Below are 26,343 nucleotides of genomic sequence, written 5' to 3'. Positions count from 1 at the left end.
ATGAGAAAAAAGGGGTGTTTTTTTAAAAAAACAGCTGATATTGTAGGAAAATGACTCCAAACTGAACAACAAGATGGCACATAGCCAGATAGGACAGTCAAAAAAATCGCTGGTTCATTTTTGGTTTATATTCGAAATATTGTTCCTTGAATATCGCTAGTCCATTGGAAGGAGAAAAAAGAGCCTGAAACAAACGGAACCTCTTCAAAAATAAAGGGAAAACCACGGAAATTTAAAGAACGATTCCCGTGGCTTCTTTTTTATTTCTTGAAGTTGAACACCTTTGTTACAAGCTCTTTAGATAAACTTATGCTCATATACTGTTTATTCTTCTTTCAATAAGCCTTTAAATAGACCGATGACAAAGTCATTTGGATCAAAAGCTTCTAAATCATCGATGCCTTCACCCAAACCAACAAGTTTGACCGGCAGGTGCAATTCATTACGAATGGCTAAGACGATTCCACCTTTAGCTGTACCGTCTAATTTTGTTAAAACTAGCCCTGTCACATCAGAGGTTTCTTTGAACTGTTTCGCTTGGACCATGGCATTTTGCCCTGTCGTCGCATCTAGCACAAGTAAGATCTCATGTGGTGCTTCTGGTAATTCTCGTTGGATCACACGTTTGATCTTCTCTAATTCGTTCATCAAATTGACTTTGTTTTGCAAACGTCCAGCTGTATCAACAAGTAAAATATCTGCTTGTTGTTCTTTGGCTTTTTCGATGGCATCGTAAACGACTGCCGCAGGATCACCACCAGCTTTGCCTCGAACCACTTCAACTTCTGCACGTTCTCCCCAAACGACTAACTGATCGATCGCACCCGCACGGAAGGTATCTGCTGCGGCTAACAATACCTTTTTGCCTTCCGTTTTGTATTGATGTGCTAATTTACCGATACTCGTCGTCTTTCCTACACCATTGACACCAACAAAGAGGATCACTGTCAATCCTTCTTCTTGGAGGTTCAATGTATTGACTTCATCGATGCCTTCTTGCTCATAAAGCTCAACTAATTTTTCGATGATCGCATTTTGGATCTCAGCTGGTTTCTTGGCATTTCTTAGCTTCACTTCTTGGCGTAACGCTTCAGTGATCTTGATGGCTGTTTCAAAGCCGACATCTGCACCGATCAATGTTTCTTCCAATTCTTCGAAGAAATCTTCATCGACCGTACGGAAATTCGCAAACAGTTCATTCATTCGTTCACCGAACGTTTTACGGGTCTTTTCTAGACCCTTATCATATTTCTCTTGTACTTCTACTTCTTCTGGTGCTTCTTCACCAGTAAAGGCTCGTTTGATCTTATCAAAAAATCCCATAGTATACCTCCTTTACACTAAAACAAATTGTTGGATCGCTTTTGCTACCCCATGTTCGATGTTACTTGCTGTGACATGATCAGCGGCTTCTTTGACAAAAGGCACCGCATTTTCCATGGCTACACCAAGTCCTGCGTATTCGATCATCGGTAGATCATTTTCCTCATCTCCGATTGCCATGATCTCACTACGTTCAAGTCCTAAATCTTTTGCTAATAAAGAAATACCATATGCCTTAGTGACACCTTTTGGCATAAATTCTAATAAAACATTGCGCGTTTTGATAATTTCATACGACTCATAATAAGCGCTTGGAATCTCCTTGATTTTTGCATCTAGTTCTTCTTGCTCATAGGCAATGACTGCTTTGTTCAACACAAACTCATCTGTGATATCAGCTAGTACTGCTGGTTGGAATTGCAATAAGTTGTTTAATACATTGTACATCGATTGCTTTTGAGGCGCACTAGGTAATTGCAAGACGACATTATCTGATAAGACGTCTAACGGTAAGTCTAGTTCTTGTGCCAACGCATAAAGACGATGGATATCAGACACAGACATCGCTTTTTTCTCGATGATTTCACCAGTATCATTTTTCTGGACTAAGCCACCGTTGAAGGTAATGCTATAATCGCCTTCTTCGACTAAACCTAATTCTTGTAAATAGTGAGCCATCGCTGCTAACGGACGCCCCGTGCATAAAACGATTTTTACCCCTTGTGCTTTTGCTTGAGCCAAAGCTTGTTTATTCTCAGATGAGATTTTCTTTTCTTCGTTCAATAGTGTTCCGTCTAAATCGATAGCGATTAATTTGATCATTTCGTCCCCTACACTTTCGTTTCACTCATTCTTCCTTCTTCATTGATGTCTTCCATACGGACAGAGACGATTTTTGAAACCCCAGACTCTTGCATGGTCACACCGTATAAGACATTCGCAGCAACCATCGTCCCTTTACGATGCGTCACTACAATAAACTGTATATCGTCTTGGAACTCGCTGAGATAGCGACCAAAGCGTTTGACATTGGCTTCATCTAGCGCAGCTTCGACCTCATCAAGGATACAAAACGGTACAGGGCAGACACGAATAATCGAAAAGAGCAACGCAATCGCAGTCAATGCACGTTCTCCTCCTGAAAGTAAACTTAAACTTTGTAGTTTTTTACCTGGAGGCTGAACTTCGATTTCAATCCCTGTCTGCAACAAATCAGTCGAATCAGTCAACACAAGCTCTGCGCGACCGCCACCAAACATATTTGGGAAAACGATTTTGAATTCTTGGCGGATTGCTTCAAAAACTTCTTTGAAACGAGTCCGTACCTCATCATCCATTTCATCCATTGTTTCAAATAATTGATCCTTAGCCGATAATAAGTCATCCCGTTGCGCAGCCAAAAAGGTATGACGTTCATTCACTTGCTCATACTGCTCAATGGCGTTTAGATTTACTGTGCCTAAACGATCGATTTGTTGTTTCAACGAAGCAACTTCTACCCGGCTGTTCGCTACATCCGTTGTTTCTTCATAAGATTCACAGGCTTTTTCATAATTCATCTGATACTCCGTTTGCAGGTAATTCAGATGATTGTCCAAAATCATTTCCGCACGATTCTTTTGGACCTCTAACTGTGACTGCTCTGTCAAAAGTTCTTTTTGTTTACGGTTTTCAGCTAATAGATCGGCATCCAACGCATCGATGGTCGTTTGCATTTCTTCACGTGACTGTTTGGCGTCTTCTAGAGAAGCTTTTAAGCGATCTCTTTCTGTCGCTAAATCAGCGATTCGTTTATCTAAACTTTCTTCTGTCAGTTCGTGATCAGAGAAGTCCGCAGTCAATGCATGCAGTTGTTGTTCTAGTCCTTCTTGTTTGGCTAATGCCTCATTTTTTTGTACGCGTGCGCCACGTAGTTGGATCTGTAAGTGATTGTATTGCTCTTTCAATACGGCTAATGAGGCTTGCTCCTGTGCTTGTTTTTCCTGGATCTGCGCGCGACGTTCTTCCATCTTGTCACTTTCTTGACTCAATGAACTGATTTCAGCATCGATCTCTTGGCGTTGTACTTCTAGTTCTTGCTGTTTTGCCAAAAGCTCTGCCTGTTGTTTTTGGTAATTCTCCATGAATTGTTGCAGTTCACGCGTTTCATAACTTGAGATTTGCTGTTCTTTTTCAAAACGAGTGAGTTCGTTGGCCACATTTTGTCGTTGATTTGCTACTTCTTGTTCTTCAAAGCGTAACTGTTCCCCTTGTGTCCGCAGAAGTTCTTGTTCTTCTGCCAAAACCGTGACTTCTTGTTGCAATGCTTGTACTTTCTTTTCTTGACTTTGCAACTCCTGATCCGCTTGTTGAAACTCACTCGTCAATTGTTTTAATTCTTGATTTTGTGCAAATAAACTTCCTTGATTGCCTCGCTTCGTCGCCCCACCAGTCATTGAACCACCGGCATTCATGACATCACCTTCTAGTGAGACCACACGATACTGGTAACGAATCTGTTGGGCAATGGCATTGGCACTTGCTAAGTCTTTTGCTAATAGAATCGTCCCTAATAGATTGTGAACGATTGTCTGGATCTGTTCGGGATAAGTCACTTGTTCGCTAGCGATCCCGATAAACCCGTCAACTGTTTGCGCTTGTGCAAAAATATGTGCAGGTAATTGACGAGGTTTGATTGTCGTTAATGGTAGAAACGTTGCTCGTCCGCCTTTTTGTTGTTTCAAATAAGTGATCGCTTGACGTGCATCGCCTTCATTTTCAACAATGACATGTTGCGCTGAACCACCCAAAGCTGTTTCGATTGCCAATGTATAATCAGCTGGAACATCGATCAATTCAGCAACCGCACCAACGATCCCAGAGAGGCGTTGCTTTTGTTGCAAGATCAAACGAACACCTTGATAGAAGCCAAAGTAATTTTCTTGGATTTCTTGTAAACTTTTCTGACGTGCCCGTAATTGTTGGACTTGGTTCATCAGTTGATACATTTTGGGCTGTTCTTTTGCCAAGCGCTCTTGTGCTTGTTTTCCTTTTGTTTGCACAACTTCAAGTGACGCTTTGACCTCATTCAATGCTTGTTGTAGCTTTTCATGTCGCTCTGTCAACTCGATTTGCTTGGCGGACATTTCCGCAACATTCGCTTCCACTTCCGATTGTTTGGCTAGTGTTTGCTGACTTTTAGATGTCTCTTGAACATATTGACGCTCCAAGTACTTCAATTCATTGCCGACAGTTGCTTGTTCTTGCATCAGATCGACATACTGATCGCGTAATTCTGCCAACAATTCTTTGGTTGATTTTTGGTATTTTTCCAATTCTTGTTGCGTACTCATCAGTGCTTTTTCAGCCTGTCGGATCTCTGCTTCTTTTTGACTGACTTCTTGGGTCAAAGTCGCTTGTAATTCTTCAAAATGAGCCACTTTTTCTTGCACTTCAGTTAAAGAAGCTTGGTATTCTTTTGAGCTCTTTTGGGTATGCTTCGTTCGCTCAAGTAATACTTCTTTTTGTCCTTCTGTTTGCTTTAATTTTTCTGACAACGCTAATAACGTTTGTTGATTTTTTTCGATCATACGGTCGGCCTGGTTATTTTGTTTGCGTTTTTCGGCTAATAACTGTTCCTTTGTTTGGATCTGTGTCGTTAAGGATGTTAGTGATTGGTTGAACTGATCTAATTGTAGTTGTCGTTCATCCCACTCTTTTTTTGCCGCTTTGATTTCAGCAATCATCAAAGAGATATCTGTGTTAGTCAATGTTTCTTTTAATCGTAAAAACTCCTTCGCAGCCTCACTCTGGGCGGCCAAAGGAGTTAATTGCTCTTCAAGTTCATAGATGATATCTTGGACACGGCTTAGATTATCCTCTGTTTCAAAAAGCTTTTGCTCCGCCTTTTTCTTGCGCTGTTTGTATTTCAAGACTCCAGCTGCTTCTTCAAAAATCCCTCGTCGGTCTTCTGGCTTACTACTAAAAATCGCTTCGACTTTTCCTTGAGAGATGATCGAAAATGATTCTTTCCCTAAGCCAGAATCCATAAATAATTCTTGGATGTCTTTCAAACGACAAGGTTGTTTATTGATGAAAAAGTCGCTTTCACCTGTCCGACGGTAACGACGTGTTACACTGATCTCACTATACTCTAGTGGCAAGTAATGATCAGAGTTGTCTAATATGACGGTTACTTCAGCGACATTCAATTGTTTACGGGAATCAGAACCGGCAAAAATAATATCCGGCATTTTCCCACCACGAAGGCTTTTTGCAGACTGTTCTCCTAGTACCCAACGGATAGCCTCAGTAATATTACTTTTTCCGCTACCGTTTGGTCCAACGACCGCTGTGACACTATTTTCAAACTCAATGATTGTTTTATCTGCAAATGATTTAAAGCCGGCTATTTCAATGCGTTTTAAATACACGAAGTCTTTCCCTCACTTACTTAGTGCTGCTAAAGCATTCTCAGCAGCAGCTTGTTCTGCTAGTTTTTTCGATTTTCCTTGTCCAGTTCCAATCAACCGATCATCCACGTATACTTCGATCCAAAAAATACGTTCGTGTGCTGGACCTTCTTCATTGATCAAACGATATTCAATCAACACGTCTCCAGCTTTTTGCAATACTTCTTGTAATCTTGTTTTATGATCCATCTCATGGGAAAAAGCACCGGCACGCACCTTCGGAAAAATCACCGTTTCAATAAACGCATGTGCTGCGTCAAATCCTTGATCAAGGTACAACGCTCCTAAAAAGGCTTCAAACAGATCACAAAGAAGCGCTGGACGGGTTCGTCCGCCTGAGTTCTCCTCACCTTTTCCTAACAGGATGTACTGATCAAAACGACATTCCTTGGCAAATTTGGACAAACTATCTTCACGTACGATAGCTGCACGAGTTTTGGTCAATTTTCCTTCTGGGATATCTGGATACAAACGATACAGATATTCAGAAACCATCAACTCTAATACAGCATCTCCCAAAAACTCAAGACGTTCGTTGTCGGATAGTTGCAAATTGCGATGCTCATTCACATAGGATGAATGGGTAAAAGCTTGTTCAAGTAAGTTTAAATCGTGAAAAACGATGCTATACTTTTCTTTCAATTCTTTTGTTAGCTGATTGTCCATTTCCCACATTCCTTTATGGCTATTTTTTCAATACTTCCTTATTATACTGGTTTTTTATAAAATATGAAATGGTTGAGACAAAAGGTATGAAAAGCTTTATGAATGATATGAATAAACCTCCTATAAAAAAAATAAACTAAGACTAGCAGACACGAAATCCGTTAGATGCTCTCTTTGTTTTCTGATCGTCGTATGTTTATCCTATTGAGAAGTCTCTTCCTTTAGTTGTTCGCCAACACTTAATAATAAATAGGGGCTAAGTAGTCTATCCATAACTTCTATGATACACTTGCCGTGGGAGCTGGAGGTAATACACTATACAATATCAGATTAGTTGCTTTTGCTGTTACATACGAGATCATAAGCATTGACGCATCGATGATCATGATTTCCAATTTATTAGTTAGAATAATCAACATCCACGATTTTTTGTCTAGTCACGAAAGTACAGAAACCATTTGAGTGACGTTAACTGACAAAGGATATCGTCAAAATATAATGTAAGTTGGTGATTAAAATTTTTTCAGTAACTAGTTTTATTTTTGTTGTTGTTTTTGTCGGTATAATAAAAATCGTTACACAGTTAAATGAAATAATTGGCTTGCTACGCTCAAAAAGTAAAATCGAGACTGAGTTGGTTGAAGCAATAAAAACAATAAAAGAAAAGAATCATTTTTAGCTACTATTTATCTTAGCTAAAGTAGCACAACCTTAGAGAACAGATAAAGTATGAAACAAAATGTTTAAAATAGTACAATACTAAACCACTCCCTCTCAACAGATCAATCAACGCAACGCTTGAGCGACGATCTCATCTCTTTTCTATTGGAGTGAGATCGTCGCATTTTATTATGAATACTTGTCAAACCTCACTCTATCCATATACTTCACACAGAAAAACCGAGCCAGCCGAGAATAGGAAAATCCTATCTCGAACTGATTCGGTTTTATTATTTGTTGATTATGAACGTGAATCTGAAGTTACAGATACAACAGCCCATGGATTGACAGCATCATATGCCCAATTCCAATCTTTTACGCGGTCGTTTACTGGTAATACTTCGTTACGGAACAATGTTGGAATAGCAAAAGCTTCTTCAAATGCGTATTCTTGCCATTTTTTGTAAGCTTCTTTTTGGTAATCTGCATCAAATGCTGCACTTGAATTGATATCATTGATCAATTTTGTGTTTTCTTCTGACTCAAAACGAGTGTAGTTGAACGCAGCATTTGCACCCCATAGTCCACTTGGATTTGGATCTGTTCCTGTACTCCAAGCTGCTTGGTAGATATCGATTTCTGGATCATCATTTTCCAAACGATCATAGAATGAGTTGAATTCGATCAGACGACCTGTTGTATATTGAACATCTAAACCAATCTCTTTCCATTGTTGTACGTAGTAATCTGCTAATGGTTGTGCTGTTTCGCCACCTGCCATTGACGCAAAGTTGATTGTCAACTTGTTACCATCTTTGTCTTCACGGATACCATCGCCATCAACATCTTTATATCCTGCATCATCCAATAATTTGTTGGCTTTATCAAGATCTTGAGTGAAGCCTTTTAGATCTGCATCGTGGAAACTTTCAAATACTGGTGGAATCAATGAAGTTGCATTGCTTCTTAAACCAGCATAGAAACGTTCACCTACTGCCGCATTGTCTAAAGCATAGCCCATTGCTTGACGTAATGCTTTGTCAGCCATTTTTGAGTTTGGATCATATTCTACACTTCCACTTTCAGCATCCCATTTACCTAGTTTGAAACCTAAGTAAGTGTATGAAGTTTGCTGACGTCCTAGATTCGTATAACCAGCGATATCTTTGTATGTGTCATACGTATCTGTTGGCATTTGGAAAATCATGTCATATAATTTTGAATTTAATGCTTCTGTTGCACTTGCTGTTGGTAATGATTTCATTGTGATTTTCTTCAATTGTGGCGTACCATTCCAGTAGTATTCATTTGGTAAGAATTCTACTGATTCACCAGCAACGATGTTACTCATATAGTAAGGACCAAATGTCACAGGGTTCTTACGAACTTGATCACTTGATTCCATGTCTTTGATAGCAATTCCTTCAAGTGTGTGTTTTGGTGCTGCATATGTCCAAATTCCACCACCTGCTTGAAGCATGCTTGGGTTCATTTCTTTATATTCGATTTTAACAGTTTTATCATCTACTTTTGTAATTCCAGAAATCGTATCTGCACTACCGCTGTTATATTCTTCCATACCAACGATGTTACGGAATGTATCATCGTAACGGATACCAGTGTATTCAGAGTTTCCGATGATTTCATAAGGGAAAATAACATCATCTGCTGTGACATCGACACCATCAGACCATTTTACGTTGTCTTTAAGTGTGATTGTTGCTGTTTTTGCATCTTCATCTAATTCTAATGAGGCTGCTCCATCGTTTGTAATCGTGAAGTTATCATCATTTGTAAACAATGGTTCATGTGAAGGCGCCATAAACGCTGCATCAAAGGCATCTTGGTAAAATTCCCATTGGAATAATCCTTTGAACTGACTATCTGTTGCTACTGCCACATCTAGCTGTCCATCTTCGATTGCTTCATCATTATTCGTTGTAGCTAATGGGAAAGTCAATTCACTTTTATCCCCATTATCTGCTGAATTATTACCTGACGAGCTAGTTCCGCCGCCATTTCCACACGCTGCTAATGCTCCCACAGATAGCAGTGTGACAAATCCAAAAATCGTTTTCTTCATATCCTATTTTCCCCCTTCACTTCTCTTATCCTAAACGTTGTCGCGCATCTGCAGAGCGCTTAAATGCTTGTCCAACGTAGTTTATACTCAACATCAACACTAAAATTAGAATTGACGCGGGTAACCAAATCCATTGTCGATTCACTAAAACTTCACCATTACTTGCATAACCGATCAATGTTCCTAAACTAGGTACATTAGCTGGCAATCCAAAGCCTAAGAAAGTCAAAGTGGTCTCGATCCCAATATTTGCCGCAAAGTTCATTGTTAAGTTGGTGATGATCAATGAACTAAGGTTTGGCATGATTTCACGGAACATGATTTTGAAATCACTTGTTCCCATCGTTTTTGAAGCACTGACATAATCACGTCTAGCTTCTGATAACGTCTTACTTCTGAATAATCGGGCTTTAGCAACCCAATAAAATGCACTCATGATAAAAATAAATGACCAAACGTTATAGCGCGAAATGATCGAAACAAACACGATAATGATCAACATGATCGGTAAAATCATAATAAAATCAACAATACGCATCAATACGTTATCAATGATCCCACCATAAAACCCTGAAAGAATTCCAAGTCCTACTCCGATGATCGACGTAATGATCGTAATCGCAAAACCGATCATCACAGAGTTTCTTGCTCCGATAATCAATTGACCGAAGACATCACGTCCACCTTCATCTGCTCCTAAAAGGAATTTTGATCCTTGAGAAGAGATGGCGCCAGGTTCAGCATACTTATCAAAAATACTAACAAACATTACTTTATCTTGGTCAATAAAGATTGCCCCGATAAAAATAACTAATAGTAAAACAACTAACAAAGCCAGTGAAAAAATGGCTACTTTATCTTTTTTGAATTCTCGTGCAATCATTCGTATACCCATTGGTGGGATACTTTCTTGCGCAACTTCTTTGTTTTTATCACTCATGATCGATTCTCCCTTCTGTTTGATTTTTTTATTGGATTCGTATACGCGGATCAACAATGCTCATGATAATATCTGACAGCAGTGTTCCGACGAGCGTTGCGATTCCTAAAATCAAGACTAAGGCTGTGATTACGGTATAATCACGTTGACCGATTGAGTCAATAAACAATTTTCCGACACCAGGATAACCAAAGATTTTTTCGATAACGACAGAACCAGCAATCAATGAAGTAATTTCATACCCCATTTGAGATGCCATCGGCAATGCTGCATTACGGAAAATGTGACGACTGAATACTTTGTTTGTCGGCACCCCTTTGGAACGAGCTGTACGTACAAAGTCTAAGGATTTCGAATCAATGACTTCACTTCGTAAATACTGGATCGTTACTGCTGTGGCTAAAAAGGCCTGTGTGATCGATGGTAATAGAATGTATTGCAATCGATCCATCCATTGAGCGAAAAATCCTCCCTGGAAACCTAAAGTCTGAGAACCACTTGTTGGGAACCAACCTAAACGATAGCCAAAAACAAACAACATGATCAAACCGAAAATGAATAATGGAACAGCAAAACTGAAGAAGTTATAAATAACAACAGCTTTGTCCAAAATCGAATTTTGGTATCGACCAGCTAACATACCTAGTGGTACAGCAATCAAGTACGTAATAATAACAGTTAAAATAGATAAATATAAAGTATTGACGATTCGTTCTCCAATCAAAGAGGAAACCGAACGCTTATACAAGAAACTTTGTCCAAAATCACCTTGTAAGGCATTTCCGACCCAACGGAAATATTGTTCATACCAAGGATCATTCAAGCCCGCTGCCTGACGCATCTGCTCGATCACAGCTGGATCTTGGTTTGGGTTGATCAATCCTGTAAACGGATCTCCAGGCATGGCTTGCGCTAGCATAAAGATCAACACACTAAGAATGATCACTTGTGGGATCATCAAAAGAACTCTTCGTAGAATCGTTTTCCACATTAGCTAGCACCTCCATCTTTCAACGCTACTTTGTGTGTAGTGGTTAGTGTACGTAAATCATACACTCGCCCTGCTGTATCGTAGTAATCTTTTTGATGTTCGATATACTCACGTTCAACATTTCGTCGGTTTTGTTTTTGTATTTCCCGATTGTCTACATCAATTCGTGGAATCGCAGATAGTAAGCGTTTTGTGTAGATGTGGCGCGGATCATTATAGATATCTTCTCGTGTACCGATTTCAACAAATCGACCTTTGTACATGATCGCGATGTTGTCACACATGTGTTTTACGACACCCAAGTCATGAGAGATGAATAAATAGCTCAAACCAAATTCTTGTTGGATGCGTTTCATAAAGTTCAATACTTGTGCCTGAACAGATAAGTCTAGGGCAGATACAGGTTCATCAGCAACAATCAATTTAGGATTCGTTGCTACTGCTCGGGCAACCCCTAAACGCTGTCTTTGTCCACCAGAAAATTCATGAGGATATTTGTATAACGCATCTTCTGGCATCCCAACGATGTCCAATAAGCCTTTGACTTTTTTCTTTTCTTCCTGATCGCTCAAGCGTTCAAAGTTACGGATCGGCTCAGCGATAATGTCCAGTACTCGTTTTTTAGGATTTAAACTAGACATTGAATCTTGAAAGATCATTTGGACGTCTTTGTTGTAGCCGATTTTTTTGCGGTTACTTCTTTTCGTGACGTCTTTTCCTTCATACATGATTTGGCCAGAAGTCACTTTTTCTAGGCCGACAACCGCTTTTCCGGTTGTGGACTTCCCAGAACCTGATTCTCCAACTAGTCCGTATGTTTTTCCTTTTTCAATAATAAAATCGACACCGTCTACTGCATAGACATGGTCTGTTACTCGGTTGAAAAACCCACTGCGAATAGGATAGTGAACTTTCAAATCTTTGATTGTAATTAATTCTGACATCTACACCTCTCCTTTTTCGTCTCTAAAGTGGAAATGTTTATAACATGAGCAACGTACCATATGATTCGGTGCGATTTCATGCAAGACTGGATTTTCTTCGTGAGCGCTTGCTGGGATCCAAGGAATCCGTGGCGCAAATCGGCAACCTGTTCGTGGCATATTTTTTAATGAAGGGACTACGCCTTCAATCACATGTAACTCTGCCTCGTGATTTCCTTCTTGTGGAATCGAATTTAGCAATGATTGTGTATATGGGTGTTTTGGATTTTCAAATAACTCTTTGACTCCTGCAACTTCAACAAATTGTCCACCATACATCACAGCAACACGATCCGCCATTTCAGCTACGACACCTAAATCATGTGTGATCAAGATGATCCCAGTTTTAGTTTCTTCTTGTAAATCTTTCAGTAAGTCAAGGATCTGTGCTTGGATCGTTACGTCCAAGGCAGTCGTTGGTTCATCCGCGATAATGATCGGTGGCTTACATGCAATCGCAATCGCGATGATCACCCGCTGTCTCATCCCACCTGACAACTCATGAGGATACTGACGTCCAACTCGTGCAGGATTCGGAATCCCTACTTGTTCTAGTAATTCTAATGCACGTGCTTGTCTTTGCTCAGCAGTCATTTTTGTATGGTAAGACAAACCTTCTTTGATTTGGTCTTCAATTCTCATCAAAGGGTTTAGTGCAGATAATGGATCTTGAAAAATCATCCCAATATCATTTCCGCGGATCTTGTTATACAATGTTTCATTTAATTCAATTAAATTTAAATCATTGTACATGATCTCCCCTGTGATCTTTGTATTGTTAGGATCTAATAATCCCATAATCGTTGTAGCTAACGTACTTTTCCCGCAACCAGACTCACCAACGATGGCTAAGATCTCGTTTTTATCTAAAGTAAAAGAAACGTCGTCTACTGCATCGTAGTATTCATCTTTTAGACGGAAGCCTGTGTGTAGGTTCTGAACATCTAATAATTGGTTATCTGACAATCGAATACCCCTCTCTGCTCCCTCGATGGAAGTTTTTAATAAAAAAAATAATCCTACACTGAATAACAACTTAGCAAAAAAAAATTAAATAAGTAGCATTCTAAGGAGTGTGTAATTAATTATTAATAATTATATAGAAAACCGTTTTATATTGCAAGATTATTTCACACTGTTGCCAGAATTGTCTGAAAAATCTTACGTAGCTATGTCAGCTCCTAAAGAAGATTAAAAAAAATGAGGTATGTGGCTAACCTTCTCTTTATCCTACTATTTTTATAAATTAAGAATCATTATAAAAATCTGCAAAAATCACTTTTTATATAAAAAACAGTTTTAACCTAAGAGGTGTCATATTTTATAAAAGCATAATTATACAATACATACGAAATAGATATGTTGTGAAACTACCTCTTTCTATCGAATGTTGTGACATATTTCTTCTCTTTAAAAAAACTCTTTTATTTAAATAATTATGACTGAAAAAGCCAAGAAACCATGAAATAGCTAAACTATTTCTGACTTCTTGGCTTTGAGTTGAAATTGGCTTTTGCCAATTCATTCATCAGTTGATGTGTATTTATTCAATTTATTTCAAGTGTTTGCTGATATAATCCACGGCACCGCCGACTGTTTCGATTTGTTCAGCATCTTCATCAGAGATCTCTGTACCGAATTCATCTTCCAGTTCAAGAACAAATTCCATGATACTAATTGAATCAGCTTTCAGATCATCTTTAATGTTCAATTCATCTGTCACTTTGTCTGTATCCATTTCAAAGTGATTTGAAATGATTTTAGCTACCTTATTAAATACTTCTTCGCGCGTCAATTTTTTCACCCCCACAATTCTTAGAACTACTACGTTTTCTTCACCATAGCTAATTTTACTGACAATTTTTTGGAATGTCCACCCTTTTTTCTCCATCAGCTTGTCAATTCGTAGAAAATTTAGTCCTCTTTTTTCTCAAATTGCTCCACCAGTTGTCCTACAACATTGGTTTCAAGCATTGTATGGATTTGACGGATCGTATAGCGAACTGCATCTGGTCCAGTTGCACCATGCGTTTTGATAACTGGTGCTTTCAATCCAAATAAAACAGCTCCTCCATGTTTTGAATAGTCCATTTCAGATTTCAAAGAGCGCAAACCGTCTTTTAGCAGTAATGCACCCATTTTACCTTTGATGCCTTCATTCAAGATGGCAGATTTCAATAAGGTCATCATATTCATCGCTGTGCCTTCAATGGATTTCAACACTGCATTTCCGGTAAAACCATCGGTTACTACGACGTCTGCCACACCATTTAGTAAGTCACGCGCTTCCACATTGCCAATGAAGTTCAAGCTTGTTTCATTTTGCAAAAGTTCAAAGGCTTGTTTTGTCAATTCACTGCCCTTAGTCTCTTCCGTCCCATTATTGAGCAATGCGACACGAGGTCGTCCGATACCACGAACTTTTCTTGCATAAAATGACCCTAAAATACCATATTGTAAAAGATGCTCTGGTTTGTTTTCTGCATTTGCACCTAAATCTAGCATATCAAACCCTTCGCCTTCTTTGCCAATAACTGGCAATGTGGACATTAGTCCAGGGCGTTCGATGTTTTTGATGCGTCCAACAATAAACAAGCCAGCTGCTAGTAAGGCTCCTGTATTTCCTGCTGAAAAAATCGCATCTGCTTCCCCATTTTTAACTGCTTGGGCAGCTAAAACCATTGAAGCAGTTTTCTTGCGACGGATCGCTTTAACTGGTTCGTCATCACTATTGATTTTTTCGTCAGTATGGACGATTGTGATATTTTTTTCGTCTGTCAAATATTTTTTGATCTCTGATTCTTTACCGTAAAGAACAAATTCCAACTCAGGGAAATCTTTTTGTGCTAGAGCGATTCCTTCCACAATGGCTTGTGGTGCGTGATCTCCGCCCATTGCATCTACTGCAATTCTCATTATTATTTCCACTCCTTGTCATCATTTTGAAAGTATTGATAATCTGTTAATCAAAATAACGATTATCTTGTTCGCCTAATTGCAACTTGGCTGTTAATGGTTGATATTCAGGTAATAACTGCCAGTCTTTGATTTGCCAGATTGCCGCAGCTTCTTCACGGGCAACCTCTAAGACATTCCCATCTGTTACTAGATCTGCGATCGCAAATTCTGGCAAGCCGGATTGACGGAAGCCAAATACCTCTCCAGGCCCTCGTAATTCTAAATCCTTTTCACTCAAGATAAAGCCATTCGTGGTCTCTGTCATGATTTTCATTCGTTCGACACCCAGTTCATTTTTCGGATTTGCCACGAGGATACAATAAGAAGCCTCACTTCCTCGACCGACACGCCCACGCAACTGATGCAGCTGAGCTAATCCAAAACGATCCGCATCCATGATCAACATGACCGTTGCATTCGGCACATTGACACCGACCTCGATCACTGTGGTTGACACTAAGATCTGGAGTTGATTTTCTTTGAATGTTTCCATGATCTGATCTTTTTCTTGATTCTTCATTTTACCATGCAACAAGCCAACTTCATATTCTGGTGCAAATAACTCACGAAGTTTTTCGTAAATTTCCACTGCATTTTTCACATCTAACGCTTCGGACTCCTCAATCAATGGACAAATCACATACATTTGATGCCCTCTGCGCAATTCTTTATAGGTCCATTCTAGCACGCTATCTAATTGAGGTGTTCGGACCCATCTTGTTTCGATCGGAATCCGTCCAGCGGGAAGCTCATCGATTACAGATACATCCATTTCGCCGTATGCTGTAATTGCTAAAGTTCGAGGGATAGGGGTGGCAGTCATAAACAACACATCTGGACGCCAACCCTTCTCACGCAATACTTTTCGTTGGTTCACGCCAAAACGATGTTGCTCATCGGTGATCACTAAACCCAGATTTTGGAATGCGACACCTTCTTGAATCAATGCATGTGTTCCCACAACGATATCGATTTCCCCATTTTCTAACCGTTCTAATAGCTCGCGACGTTCTTTTGCTTTCGTTGATCCGGTCAATAACGCAACGGTCACTTCATTTGGGTCAAATAATTGGGATAAACTTTCCATATGTTGTTGCGCCAATATTTCTGTTGGGACCATCAACGCTCCTTGAAAGCCAGCAGTCACTGTCGCATATAAAGCAATCGCAGCAACAACGGTCTTTCCACTTCCCACATCCCCTTGCAACAAACGCTGCATATGGTGTGGATTACGGAGATCACGGCAAATTTCATTAGTGACACGTTTTTGTGCCGTCGTTAATTCAAACGGCAACTTTTTCGTAAATTGTTTTAATCGTTCCACATCATAAAGGATCTCTAAGCCATTCTTTTCAGACTTTTCGGCTTTTTTCAGTCCTTGTAACTGCATCTGGAAAAAAAAGAATTCTTCAAAAACAATCCGTCGTTTGGCTTGATGATTTTCCTCATGATTTTTCGGAAAATGCATACTTCTTACAGCAGTTGGACGATCAAGCAAACGGTATTTTTCAATTAAAGATAGTGGTAAATTTTCTTCAATCAAATCACCATACTCACTAAACCCTCGACGGATCAGATCGACCAGTGTCGTTTGGCGAATGGATTTGTTGACATGATAGATCGGAGAGAAATCATCTGGACTTTGCGAACCAAGGATCTTCATCCCATTTAGTGCTTTACGTTTCGCATCCCATTTCCCATAAACTGCGATTTCTTCAGATAAAATGACTTTATCTTTCAAATAGGGCTGATTGAAGAAAGAAACATTGAATACTTCATGTTCTTGCATCATTCGAAACTGCAGACGGCTTTTTTTGTAGCCAAAACGACTCATTACTGGCGGAGAGACAACTAACCCTTTTAATGTAACTTTTTCTTGGTCTTGGATTTCGTTTAGATTTCTTTCTTGGATATCTTCATAACGAAAAGGATAGTAAGTTAATAAGTCTTCGATTGTATGGATGCCTAGACTAGCCAAGCTATCCGCTCTTTTTTGACCAACACCTGCCAGCACTGTGACTGGATCAGCTAACGAACGCATAAGATTTCCCTCCTTTAACAAAAAAAGGAACTTGGTCAACGATTTGCAAATCGTTGACCGAAGATCCTTTCAAATGATTTTCTGCTTTATCTATCGGCTTCAGGCTGTATTATTCAGCAGAAAATAAATAAGGATAGACAGGTTGATCTCCTTGATGGATCTCGATTTCTAACTCAGGATATTTGTCGCTCAGTTGAGCCGCAAATGCTTGTGCTTGCTCTGCAGACCCGTCTTCTCCGGTTAATATCGTGACGATCTCAGTATCCTCGTTGATCATTTGCTCTAATGTAGCAAGTGATGTCGCTAAGATGTCTGGATTAGAGATCACGATTTTCCCATCGATCATCCCTAAGAAATCACCTTCTGTGATTTTCACTCCGTCGATCATCGTGTCGCGGATCGCATGTGTCACTTGACCACTGACAACACTTGAAAGCACATCTGTCATCGTTTCTTTATTTTCTTCTAACGTTGCTTGTTCATTGAAGGACAACATCGCTGTCAATCCTTGAGAAACTGTTTTTGATGGAACAACAGCAACTGGAAGTTCAGCCACTTCAGCCGCTTGATCAGCTGCCATAAAGATATTTTTGTTATTCGGTAAGATGATGACTTTATCTGCATTCACTTCATTGATCGCTTTCACGATATCTTCCGTACTTGGATTCATCGTCTGTCCACCACTGATCACGTAGTTTGCTCCTAGACTTTCAAATAACTCTTGCACACCTTTTCCGGCTGCGATGGCAACGATCCCGTAAGGTACACGAGGCTTCGTTTGTGCGACCGGCGCTGAAGGGGCTTGGTCATGTTCTAAGATCGTTTCATGTTGCAAACGCATGTTGTCCACTTTGACTTTCACTAGGGAACCAAATTTCTGTCCGTAATTCATGACTTCCCCAGGGTTTTCTGTATGAACGTGTACTTTGATGATTTCATCGTCATTGACCACTAACAGGGAATCCCCAAGGCCATCTAGATAGTTACGAAACTCTTCATAATCAAATGTACTATCTACAGTTGGACCTTCACCGATCTTCACCATGATTTCTGTACAGTAACCATAATGGATATCCTCAGTTGCTAACTGACCTTGCACACTACGATGATGCTCTGCATTTACCATATCGTCCATTTGAGCAGGAGATGGTTCATAGACCTCGTCTGCTTGGTATTCACCATTCAACGCAGTTAAAAAACCTTCGTATACGAATAATAGTCCTTGACCGCCACTATCAACAACGCCTACTTCTTTTAATACAGGCAATAAATCAGGTGTTTTTGCTAACGCACGTTTCCCACCTTTAACGACCGCAGTCATGACTTCGATCACATCATCTGTTGATTTTGCTTTTTTCTCACCAGCTTTGGCAGCTTCTCTTGCGACTGTCAGGATCGTTCCTTCGACAGGTTTCATTACTGCTTTATAAGCTGTTTCGACCCCATGAGTAAAAGCTGCAGCTAAATCTGTTGCTGTCAAAACAGTCACATCAGGGATTTGTTTTGAAAAACCACGGAACAACTGAGATAAAATAACCCCAGAGTTTCCTCTTGCCCCCATCAATAAACCTTTAGATAACAGCGCTGCTAATTCTCCTACCTTTTCAGAGGTAGAATCAACAACGGCTTTTGCACCACTTGTCATTGATAAATTCATATTGGTACCGGTATCTCCATCGGGAACCGGGAATACATTTAGGGAATTGACGTATTCTGCATTTTTTTGTAGCCGATTCGCACCGGACTGAACCATTTCCTGGAATTGGCTTGCACTAATTTCTGTTACACTCACCTAGATAATCCTCCTTCAGATCGACTGCTGAAAAGTCAGCAAGTCTCCTGCCTAGTCTGGCAGTACACGAACACCTTGCACGAAGACATTTACTGAATTGGCTGTAACACCTAGTAAAGTCTCCAAGTTATATTTCACTTTTTCTTGGACATTACGAGAAACTTCTGAAATTTTTGTGCCATAACTAATGATTGTATAAACATCTACTGCGATCCCATTAGCTTCTTGGCGGACAACTACTCCTCTTGAGTAATTTTCTTTACGCAAAATTTCAGTGATATTATCTTTGATTTGATTCTTGCTAGCCATTCCTACAACACCAAATACATCTGTTGCGGCACCACCAACAACTGTTGCGATGACATCATTGGTAATTTCAATGGTTCCAGCTGACGTTTGAATTTTTACAGCCATGAATGAGCCTCCTTAACGGGTAAAATATTCCCATTTTTCTACTATCACATTTTATCATAGCGTCAACCGAAATAAAAGGTTGTTCCCTTAAAGTACTCAAAAACCATTGAAAAAAATTAGGAAAAGACTTTGTTCACGTTACAATTAATCACTGAAAATGTCAATCAATTCTATGAAAATATGCTTGCAAATTCCTACGCCATATGATATGTTATTCTGGTATGAGCTGAATTTACTATTGCTCCAAATCAAGGCAAAGGAGGAAATTTACATGGCAAAAGTTTGTTACTTTACAGGTCGCAAGACAAAAAGTGGAAACAACCGTTCACATGCGATGAACTCAACAAAACGTACAGTTAAACCTAACTTACAAAAAGTTCGCGTATTGATTGACGGCAAACCTAAAAAAGTTTGGGTGTCAACTCGTGCGTTGAAATCAGGAAAAGTTGAACGCGTATAATTGAATGAAATGATTTGAACCGTTCAACAAAATGAACGGTTTTTATTTTTTGCGAATCATTATCAAATGAGAGACATTTCCTCAACTACATGAAACTTAAGAAGAAAAAATAAAAAAGGCTTAAAACAATCAATCACCCAGATAATTGTTTTAAGTCTTCTTTTATGTGCCACTATCCCTCAGATAGTGATAGGTATATGTTTTTTTATAATTGTTATAAATAAAACATAACGTATTTGCAAACGCCTGTCAACACTTTATTTTAAAGTAGAAAGTGTTTTCTTATTTTGTGTTATTTTCTTAATGTAAATGTAATTTAAACTCACAAATGTTATTTAATTTCAAATGTAATTTTTTTATGAATTTGGTTGTATTTTCAGCAAGTAAAATCATGAATGTGATAAACTAATGATAACTTCAAATAGAAATTTGGTGACTGAATTGTAATGAAAACAACATTGAAAAAATTCTTAAAAGAAAACGGCCGCTATGCAGCTGCTAGCTTCTTTATCCCTTTGCTGATTCTTTTATTGGTTTATTTAAGTATCGGTATTTATCCAGGAAGTGATCGGAGCATCTTGGCTAGTGATGCTTTCTCACAATTTTCAAACTTTCATGCAAGCTTCCGTAATATGTTGTTAGGGAAACAAAGCATTTTTTACACGTGGAATGCCTCACTTGGCTTAAATTATCTATCATTGATTTCTTATTATTTAGGTGGACTTTTCACACCACTCGTTTTATTGTTCCCGAATCAATTGATGCCAGATGCCTTGTATCTCATCACCTTACTAAAGGTTGGTTCAGCAGGTTTATCCTTCTGGTTTCTAGCGCGTACCTATCGCATTCCACATTGGGGGCAAGTCGCATTAAGTGTCAGTTATGCGTCGATTTCATTTATCACTGCCCATTCAGAGATCATCATGTGGTTAGACACCTTCGTCTATCTTCCTCTGATCATTTTAGGTATCCATCGTGTGATGGACCAAAAGAAACCTATTTTATTGTTTGTTAGTTACTTGCTTTTGTTCTTATCCAGTTTTTATATGGGCTTCATGGTCGGGGTCTTCTCCTTTTTATACTTTGTTACACGACTACTGACGAATTGGCGGAGGTACAAAGGAACGATTTTACCTTATGGGATCACCTCTTTATTAGCAGGAGGTGCATCGATGGTGATCATCCTGCCAGCCATTCTCGATCTACGTGCCAATGGCGAAGCGTTAACGCAGATCACTTCATTGAAGACGGAAGCAACTTCTTATTTAGATTTATTGATGAAAAACATGGTGGGTGTTTATGACACGACGAAATATGGATCGATCCCATTTATCTATGCTGGGTTGTTTCCTTTAGCATTATGCCTCTTGTATTTTGTCAGTCGCAAATTCCCCTTGAAAAATAAGTTGTTGTTCGGTGGGCTATTCGCGATCTTGATTGCTAGCTTCTATTTCGTTCCTTTGAATTTATTCTGGCATGGGATGCACGCACCAAATATGTTCTTATTCCGTTATGCCTATCTCTTTTCATTTCTCGTACTCTTGTTAGCGGCTCATAGTTGGGAACAGCTACAGGAGAAGGATCAGAAGCGATTGCTAGGCGTCATCATTGTACTAGCGACTGCTTTTGCTACAGCATGGGGAATCAAACCAGATGGCAGTTACACGTATGTCACGCTCACATCCTTTGTTTTGACGTTAGCCTTTTTAGCGCTCTACGCATTGACGATTGGTTTATTCCAACAACACCCATTTGATCTGAAACGTTTGAGTATTCTTCTGTTACTATTGATGACAGCAGAAGCCGCAGTCAATACCAACAGTATGATCCATGGCATTCTCGATGATTGGAATTATGCCTCAAGAAGTTTGTATACCGAACCTTATCCTGAAATCAAAACGTTAGTTGATGCCTCGAAAAAGGATTCCAATACGTTTTATCGATTAGAAAACCTTGATCCTGTTTCACCGAATGATTCGATCAATTATGGTTATAGTGGAATCAGTATGTTCTCCTCAATCAGAAATCGTAACTCTTCCTCTTACTTGGATACTTTAGGCTTCCGTTCTAGAGGAACAAATTTGAACATTCGCTACAATAATAACACCTTGTTGATGGATGGATTTACGGGAATCAAATACAATATTGCTAAAAACGACAGTAGCTTTAATAAATACGGCTTCCAATCCGTCGAACAAACGGACAATTATACTTTGTACGAAAATAGTAATGCTGTGCCATTAGCCTTTAAAGCACCTTTGACGATCAATAAGATCGAACAGCCGATAGGTGATAATCTAACTAGTCAAACAAATTTGATGAATGCTCTTTCTGGGTTGAATCAATCATTCTTTACGTTTTACAAACCAACCCTAAAAAGTCAACAGAACACGAAGATCACAACAACGACAAATGGGGTCACTTATAGTGAAACAGCGAATAATCAACCAAAAGAATTGACTTGGGAAGTCCAAGTACCTGCGAATACCCAAGCATATCTCAGCCTGTTTCCAACGAATTTCGCACAGTTAGAAAGCTCTACAGCAACTATTACCGTCAATGGCGTATCTAGAAAATCTCAAATTAACATTACTGGCCAATATTATGATTTAGGTTATTACCCACAAGACACAACAGTTACCTTCACTGCAAGCTTCTACGGGACCAAAGAAGTCAGCTTTATGGAACCACAAGTGGTCGGACTTGATGTCGTAGCGTATCAAGCCGCAATCAACCAAATCAGAAATAACGGTGTAGAGATGACTACTACCGGTCGAACAGCTACAGGAAAAGTAACCGCGACTGAAAAAACGATGATAGCCACGACTATCCCTTATGATGGTGGTTGGACCGCTAAAATCGATGGCGAAAAAGTTCCTGTGAAGAAATTCCAAGATGCCTTTTTGATGGTGGAAGTTCCTGAAGGTGAACATACGATTACTTTTAGTTACATGCCAAAAGGATTCATTCCTGGCTTACTTCTCTTTATTGGATGTATTGCCTTGTTTATCTTGTATCTATGGTACATTCGTAAACGTCAGCCGTTTCGCGGCGTTATTGATCCTATAAACGAAAACGATGATCACCGTCCAAGACGTGAACGTCGTCGCGCAAGATAAAAAAAGCGTTTCGGTGATTGCCGAAACGCTTTTTTCTTGTATGCTATTCATATTTTACTTCGTATAGGTATAACCCTTCCGGATGAGCAGTCGGACCTGCTGCATTGCGGTCTTTTTTTGCAATGATTTCCGGCAGACAATCTTCTGGCAAACGATCGTTGCCTATTTTTAACAACGTTCCAACTAAAATGCGAATCATTTTATAAAGGAAGCCATCACCACGAAACGTAAACGTCAACTCATCGCCTGCTTCATTGACCTGTAAACTGGCTTCATAGATAGTCCGTACTTTATCTTCAATGGAACTTCCAGAAGCACAAAACGAAGTGAAATCATGCGTACCAAGTAAATCAGGCAATGCTCGTTCAATCTTTGCTACATCTATTGGATAAGGAAAATAGCTTGCATAATGTCTACGGAAGGGACTACGTGGTTTTCCGATATCTACTTTGAATTGATAGGTTTTTTCTTTCACTAGATAGCGTGCGTGAAAAGTTTCTGGCACAATCTCCACACTTTTTACAGCAATATCTTCTGGCGACTGCGTATCTAACCCAAAACGCATACGTTCCAAAGGTCGCTCTTCTGGATAATCAAAGTGGATGACTTGACCGATTGCATGAACCCCTGCATCTGTCCGTCCAGATCCAAAAATCGTGATTTCTTTTCCATTTGCCATCTTCTTTAAGGTTTTTTCCAGTTCTTCTTGGACCGTTCGTCCGTTAGGTTGTTTCTGAAAACCATTGAACTGGGTACCATCATAGGCAATGATTGCTTTATAGCGTACCATTCATCTTCCCCTATTCTCATTCATCTTTGATAAGTTTAGCTACGGATAAACACTAGTACGATGGTCATAAGCCCAAAAGCAACCATAACAATAGTATCTTGTAAGTGCCAGTGAAGGATACGGTATTTTGTCCGACCTTCCCCACCTTGGTAGCCTCTTGCTTCCATCGCTGTAGCTAGATCTTCCGCACGATTGAAACTGCTGACAAATAGCGGAATCAGTAAAGGAATCACCGCTTTCATTTTTTGCACTAGACTTCCTTCGCCAAAGTCAACACCACGCGCGCGCTGTGCATTCATGATTTTTTCGGTTTCGTCCATCAATGTCGGCACAAAACGTAAAGCGATCGAAAGCATCAACGATACTTCATGTACTGGAAAGCGAACAACTTTCAATGGTCGTAACAAATATTCGATCGCATCGGATAATTCTAAAGGCGGCGTTGTCAGTGTCAATAAAGTGGACATAAAGATGATCAAAACAAACCGACAAAAAATAAATAGTCCGTTCATGACACCAAATTGAGTGATATTGAAAATCCCCCAACTCCAATACGTTTCTCCACCACTTGTAAACAGTACTTGTAAGCCTACAGTGAATAGGATCAACCAGATCAATGGACGGATACCTCGAATAAAGAATTTGATATCTACTTTTGACAAGAAAACAGCAAATAAGGTAAACGCCGCTAATAAGGCATATGTCTGCCAGTTATTGGCTAAGAAGATAATGCCGATAAAATAGAAACTTGCCAATAACTTTGCACGTGGATCTAACCGATGGATAAATGAGTCTCCAGGCATATAACGACCAAAAATCAATTTATTCATCATGAGCAGTACCTCCCACCAGTTTGACCAATTGGTCCGCTAATGCGTCTGCAGTAATCGGCAATTCATCAAAATGGATGCCTTTTACACGTAGTTCCTCTGCAAACTCAGTGGCTGTTGGTACCCCTAACTGCCGTTCTTTTAACCATTCAAGATGTTGGAAGACTTCTTTTGGTTCTCCGCACTTAACAATGCGACCTTTCTCCAATACATAAACAAAATCGGCATAGTTTGCCACATCATCCATCAAATGGGTGACTAATACAATCGTGATTTGCTGTTCTTTATGCAAACGCCAGAACATATCCATCATTTCTTTTCTTCCTTGTGGATCTAACCCAGCTGTTGGCTCATCTAAGACGAGAACTTCGGGTTTCATAGCTAGAACACCGGCAATCGCTACACGTCGCATTTGACCACCTGACAGCTCGAAAGGCGAGCGTTCTAAATACGTCTCATCTAAGCCGACTTGTTCTAAGGTTTCCTTTGCCAGTAGAGTCGCCTCTTCCTCACTTACACCAAAGTTTTTTGGGCCAAACGCAATATCTCTTGCGACCGTTTCTTCAAACAACTGTGCCTCTGGAAATTGAAAAACAATACCGACTTTTTTTCGAATCGGTTTCAAATTTTTATTATCTGTATCGGGTTTGATCTGACGATCGCCGATTTGGACGGTTCCTTCCGTCGGTTTGATCAACGCATTCAAATGCTGAAGCAAGGTGGATTTCCCACTTCCAGTATGACCCACTAATGCAGTGTAGCTGTTTTCTTTGATCAACAAGTCAATATCAAATAAAGCTCGTTGCTCGAATGGTGTGTTCGGTTGGTACGTAAAGTTTACTTTTTCAAAACGGATGTCCATAACCAATCCACCATCCTTTCTTCTGTCATGTATTCTTTGGGCACTTCAATGCCACGTTCTTTCAAGGCACTTTTTAGTTTTTCAGGAAAAGGCAAATCTAACCCTAGATTGATTAGTTCAGGTCCGGCAGAGAAAATCTCCTTCGGTGTTCCTTCATTCACTAGTTCGCCTTCTTTCATCACGAAAATACGATTTGCATTAGCTGCTTCATCAATATCATGCGTGATTGAAATAACGGTCAGTTGACTTTCCTCTTTGATTTCTTTGATCGTTGTGATGACTTCTTCACGACCTTCAGGATCTAACATACTTGTTGCTTCATCCAAGATGATGATTTCTGGTCGGAGGGCTACAACACCGGCAATCGCCACACGTTGTTTCTGTCCACCGGAAAGACGAACCGGTTCTCTTGTCGCAAAATCAGACATTCGAACTTTTTCAAGAGCATCTTTCACTCGAACAATCATTTCTTCTCGAGGAATGCCTTGATTCTCTAAACCAAAGGCCACATCATCCTCTACTGTTGATCCAACAAATTGATTGTCCGGATTTTGAAAGACCATGCCGACTTTTTGGCGGATCGTCCATATATTCTCTTCATTTAGTATTTGATTACCAACTTTGACCGTCCCAGACTCAGGAAGGAGTAAGCCATTGATCGTTTTTGCAAGCGTTGATTTACCAGAACCATTGTGCCCGATAATCGCGATCCATTCTCCTTTATTGATCGTGAAAGAAACATCTTTCAATGCTGGTCGTAAATCTTCTGGTTGGTATTTGTAATTAATCTTTCCTAATTCAATAATCGGCTCCATAAGTACTCCCTCTTCATCCTAAAGTTCCTATTAACCCTATCAAAAAACTGCTTAGTTTTCAATCATTTCTGATTTTTAAAATGTTTTTTTATACCTTCAAGACTGTCTTGACAGTTAATTGAAGGTACAAAAAAACACTTTATGATGAGTGCATACTCCCCAAAC

20 protein-coding genes are annotated in these 26,343 nt (G+C 39.6%); 2 read left to right on the top strand and 18 right to left on the bottom strand.

What is annotated here, in order from left to right; genetic code table 11:
• Positions 1–324: 324 nt before the first annotated feature.
• The 14 genes from ftsY to IGJ49_RS00575 all read right to left on the bottom strand — a co-directional run bounded on the left by ftsY (position 325) and on the right by IGJ49_RS00575 (position 19,302).
• Positions 325–1,323, bottom strand: coding sequence for a signal recognition particle-docking protein FtsY (gene ftsY, locus IGJ49_RS00640; protein WP_010734424.1), 999 nt, complete (start codon positions 1,321–1,323; stop codon positions 325–327).
• A gap of 12 nt (positions 1,324–1,335) precedes the next feature.
• Positions 1,336–2,145: a Cof-type HAD-IIB family hydrolase gene (locus IGJ49_RS00635; RefSeq protein ID WP_010734425.1), complete on the bottom strand. Its 810-nt coding sequence runs from the start codon at positions 2,143–2,145 to the stop codon at positions 1,336–1,338.
• An 8-nt stretch (positions 2,146–2,153) separates the two neighbouring features.
• Positions 2,154–5,735 carry a chromosome segregation protein SMC gene (gene smc, locus IGJ49_RS00630; protein ID WP_438722176.1) on the bottom strand — a complete coding sequence of 1,194 codons (3,582 nt, stop codon included), beginning with the start codon at positions 5,733–5,735 and terminating at the stop codon, positions 2,154–2,156.
• Between the two features lie 12 nt (positions 5,736–5,747).
• A complete protein-coding gene (gene rnc / locus IGJ49_RS00625) occupies positions 5,748–6,440 on the bottom strand; it encodes a ribonuclease III (RefSeq protein ID WP_010734427.1) in 693 nt (230 codons plus the stop codon).
• Positions 6,441–7,401: 961 nt separating this feature from the next.
• Positions 7,402–9,183 (bottom strand): oligopeptide ABC transporter substrate-binding protein, encoded by a 1,782-nt coding sequence (locus IGJ49_RS00620; protein ID WP_023518908.1) that lies wholly within the window; start codon positions 9,181–9,183, stop codon positions 7,402–7,404.
• A gap of 25 nt (positions 9,184–9,208) precedes the next feature.
• Positions 9,209–10,123 carry an ABC transporter permease gene (locus IGJ49_RS00615; protein WP_010734434.1) on the bottom strand — a complete coding sequence of 305 codons (915 nt, stop codon included), beginning with the start codon at positions 10,121–10,123 and terminating at the stop codon, positions 9,209–9,211.
• 28 nt (positions 10,124–10,151) lie between these two features.
• On the bottom strand, positions 10,152–11,114 hold the full coding sequence (opp4B, locus tag IGJ49_RS00610) for an oligopeptide ABC transporter permease (protein WP_010734435.1): 963 nt from the start codon (positions 11,112–11,114) through the stop codon (positions 10,152–10,154).
• The gene (locus IGJ49_RS00605; protein WP_010734436.1) at positions 11,114–12,058 is read right to left on the bottom strand and encodes an ABC transporter ATP-binding protein; all 945 of its coding nucleotides are present in this window, start codon (positions 12,056–12,058) and stop codon (positions 11,114–11,116) included. Before IGJ49_RS00605 ends, opp4B begins: the two co-directional genes overlap by 1 nt.
• Positions 12,059–13,063 carry an ABC transporter ATP-binding protein gene (locus tag IGJ49_RS00600; protein WP_010734437.1) on the bottom strand — a complete coding sequence of 335 codons (1,005 nt, stop codon included), beginning with the start codon at positions 13,061–13,063 and terminating at the stop codon, positions 12,059–12,061. It abuts the gene before it with no gap.
• A gap of 586 nt (positions 13,064–13,649) precedes the next feature.
• Complete coding sequence (gene acpP, locus IGJ49_RS00595; RefSeq protein WP_023518907.1) at positions 13,650–13,892, bottom strand: acyl carrier protein; 243 nt, start codon at positions 13,890–13,892, stop codon at positions 13,650–13,652.
• 119 nt (positions 13,893–14,011) lie between these two features.
• Positions 14,012–15,013: a phosphate acyltransferase PlsX gene (gene plsX / locus IGJ49_RS00590; protein WP_010734439.1), complete on the bottom strand. Its 1,002-nt coding sequence runs from the start codon at positions 15,011–15,013 to the stop codon at positions 14,012–14,014.
• Between the two features lie 46 nt (positions 15,014–15,059).
• Positions 15,060–17,096, bottom strand: a complete 2,037-nt coding sequence (recG, locus tag IGJ49_RS00585; RefSeq protein ID WP_438722175.1) for an ATP-dependent DNA helicase RecG — start codon at positions 17,094–17,096, stop codon at positions 15,060–15,062.
• Positions 17,097–17,205: 109 nt separating this feature from the next.
• On the bottom strand, positions 17,206–18,888 hold the full coding sequence (locus IGJ49_RS00580) for a DAK2 domain-containing protein (protein ID WP_062805886.1): 1,683 nt from the start codon (positions 18,886–18,888) through the stop codon (positions 17,206–17,208).
• 51 nt (positions 18,889–18,939) lie between these two features.
• Positions 18,940–19,302, bottom strand: coding sequence for an Asp23/Gls24 family envelope stress response protein (locus IGJ49_RS00575; RefSeq protein WP_010720424.1), 363 nt, complete (start codon positions 19,300–19,302; stop codon positions 18,940–18,942).
• 271 nt (positions 19,303–19,573) lie between these two features.
• Between IGJ49_RS00575 and rpmB the strand changes: the two genes are divergently transcribed.
• Positions 19,574–19,762 carry a 50S ribosomal protein L28 gene (gene rpmB / locus IGJ49_RS00570; protein WP_010734442.1) on the top strand — a complete coding sequence of 63 codons (189 nt, stop codon included), beginning with the start codon at positions 19,574–19,576 and terminating at the stop codon, positions 19,760–19,762.
• Between the two features lie 446 nt (positions 19,763–20,208).
• Positions 20,209–22,881: a YfhO family protein gene (locus tag IGJ49_RS00565; RefSeq protein ID WP_438722174.1), complete on the top strand. Its 2,673-nt coding sequence runs from the start codon at positions 20,209–20,211 to the stop codon at positions 22,879–22,881.
• 43 nt (positions 22,882–22,924) lie between these two features.
• Here the strand turns inward: IGJ49_RS00565 and truA are convergent, their stop codons facing one another.
• The 4 genes from truA to IGJ49_RS00545 are packed head-to-tail and all read right to left on the bottom strand — an operon-like array spanning position 22,925 to position 26,178.
• Positions 22,925–23,671: a tRNA pseudouridine(38-40) synthase TruA gene (truA, locus tag IGJ49_RS00560; protein WP_010734445.1), complete on the bottom strand. Its 747-nt coding sequence runs from the start codon at positions 23,669–23,671 to the stop codon at positions 22,925–22,927.
• A 35-nt stretch (positions 23,672–23,706) separates the two neighbouring features.
• On the bottom strand, positions 23,707–24,504 hold the full coding sequence (locus tag IGJ49_RS00555; protein WP_010734446.1) for an energy-coupling factor transporter transmembrane component T family protein: 798 nt from the start codon (positions 24,502–24,504) through the stop codon (positions 23,707–23,709).
• Complete coding sequence (locus IGJ49_RS00550) at positions 24,494–25,363, bottom strand: energy-coupling factor ABC transporter ATP-binding protein (protein ID WP_010734447.1); 870 nt, start codon at positions 25,361–25,363, stop codon at positions 24,494–24,496. The genes IGJ49_RS00555 and IGJ49_RS00550 overlap by 11 nt, the downstream gene beginning before the upstream one ends.
• Complete coding sequence (locus IGJ49_RS00545; protein ID WP_010734448.1) at positions 25,339–26,178, bottom strand: energy-coupling factor ABC transporter ATP-binding protein; 840 nt, start codon at positions 26,176–26,178, stop codon at positions 25,339–25,341. Before IGJ49_RS00545 ends, IGJ49_RS00550 begins: the two co-directional genes overlap by 25 nt.
• Positions 26,179–26,343: the final 165 nt, after the last annotated feature.

Origin of the sequence: Enterococcus sp. AZ171 (assembly GCF_051714005.1) — a bacterium.
Classification (GTDB): domain Bacteria; phylum Bacillota; class Bacilli; order Lactobacillales; family Enterococcaceae; genus Enterococcus_B; species Enterococcus_B pernyi.
Note: the sequence above shows the minus strand (reverse complement) of the source record. Positions and strands in the feature narration are given on the sequence as shown.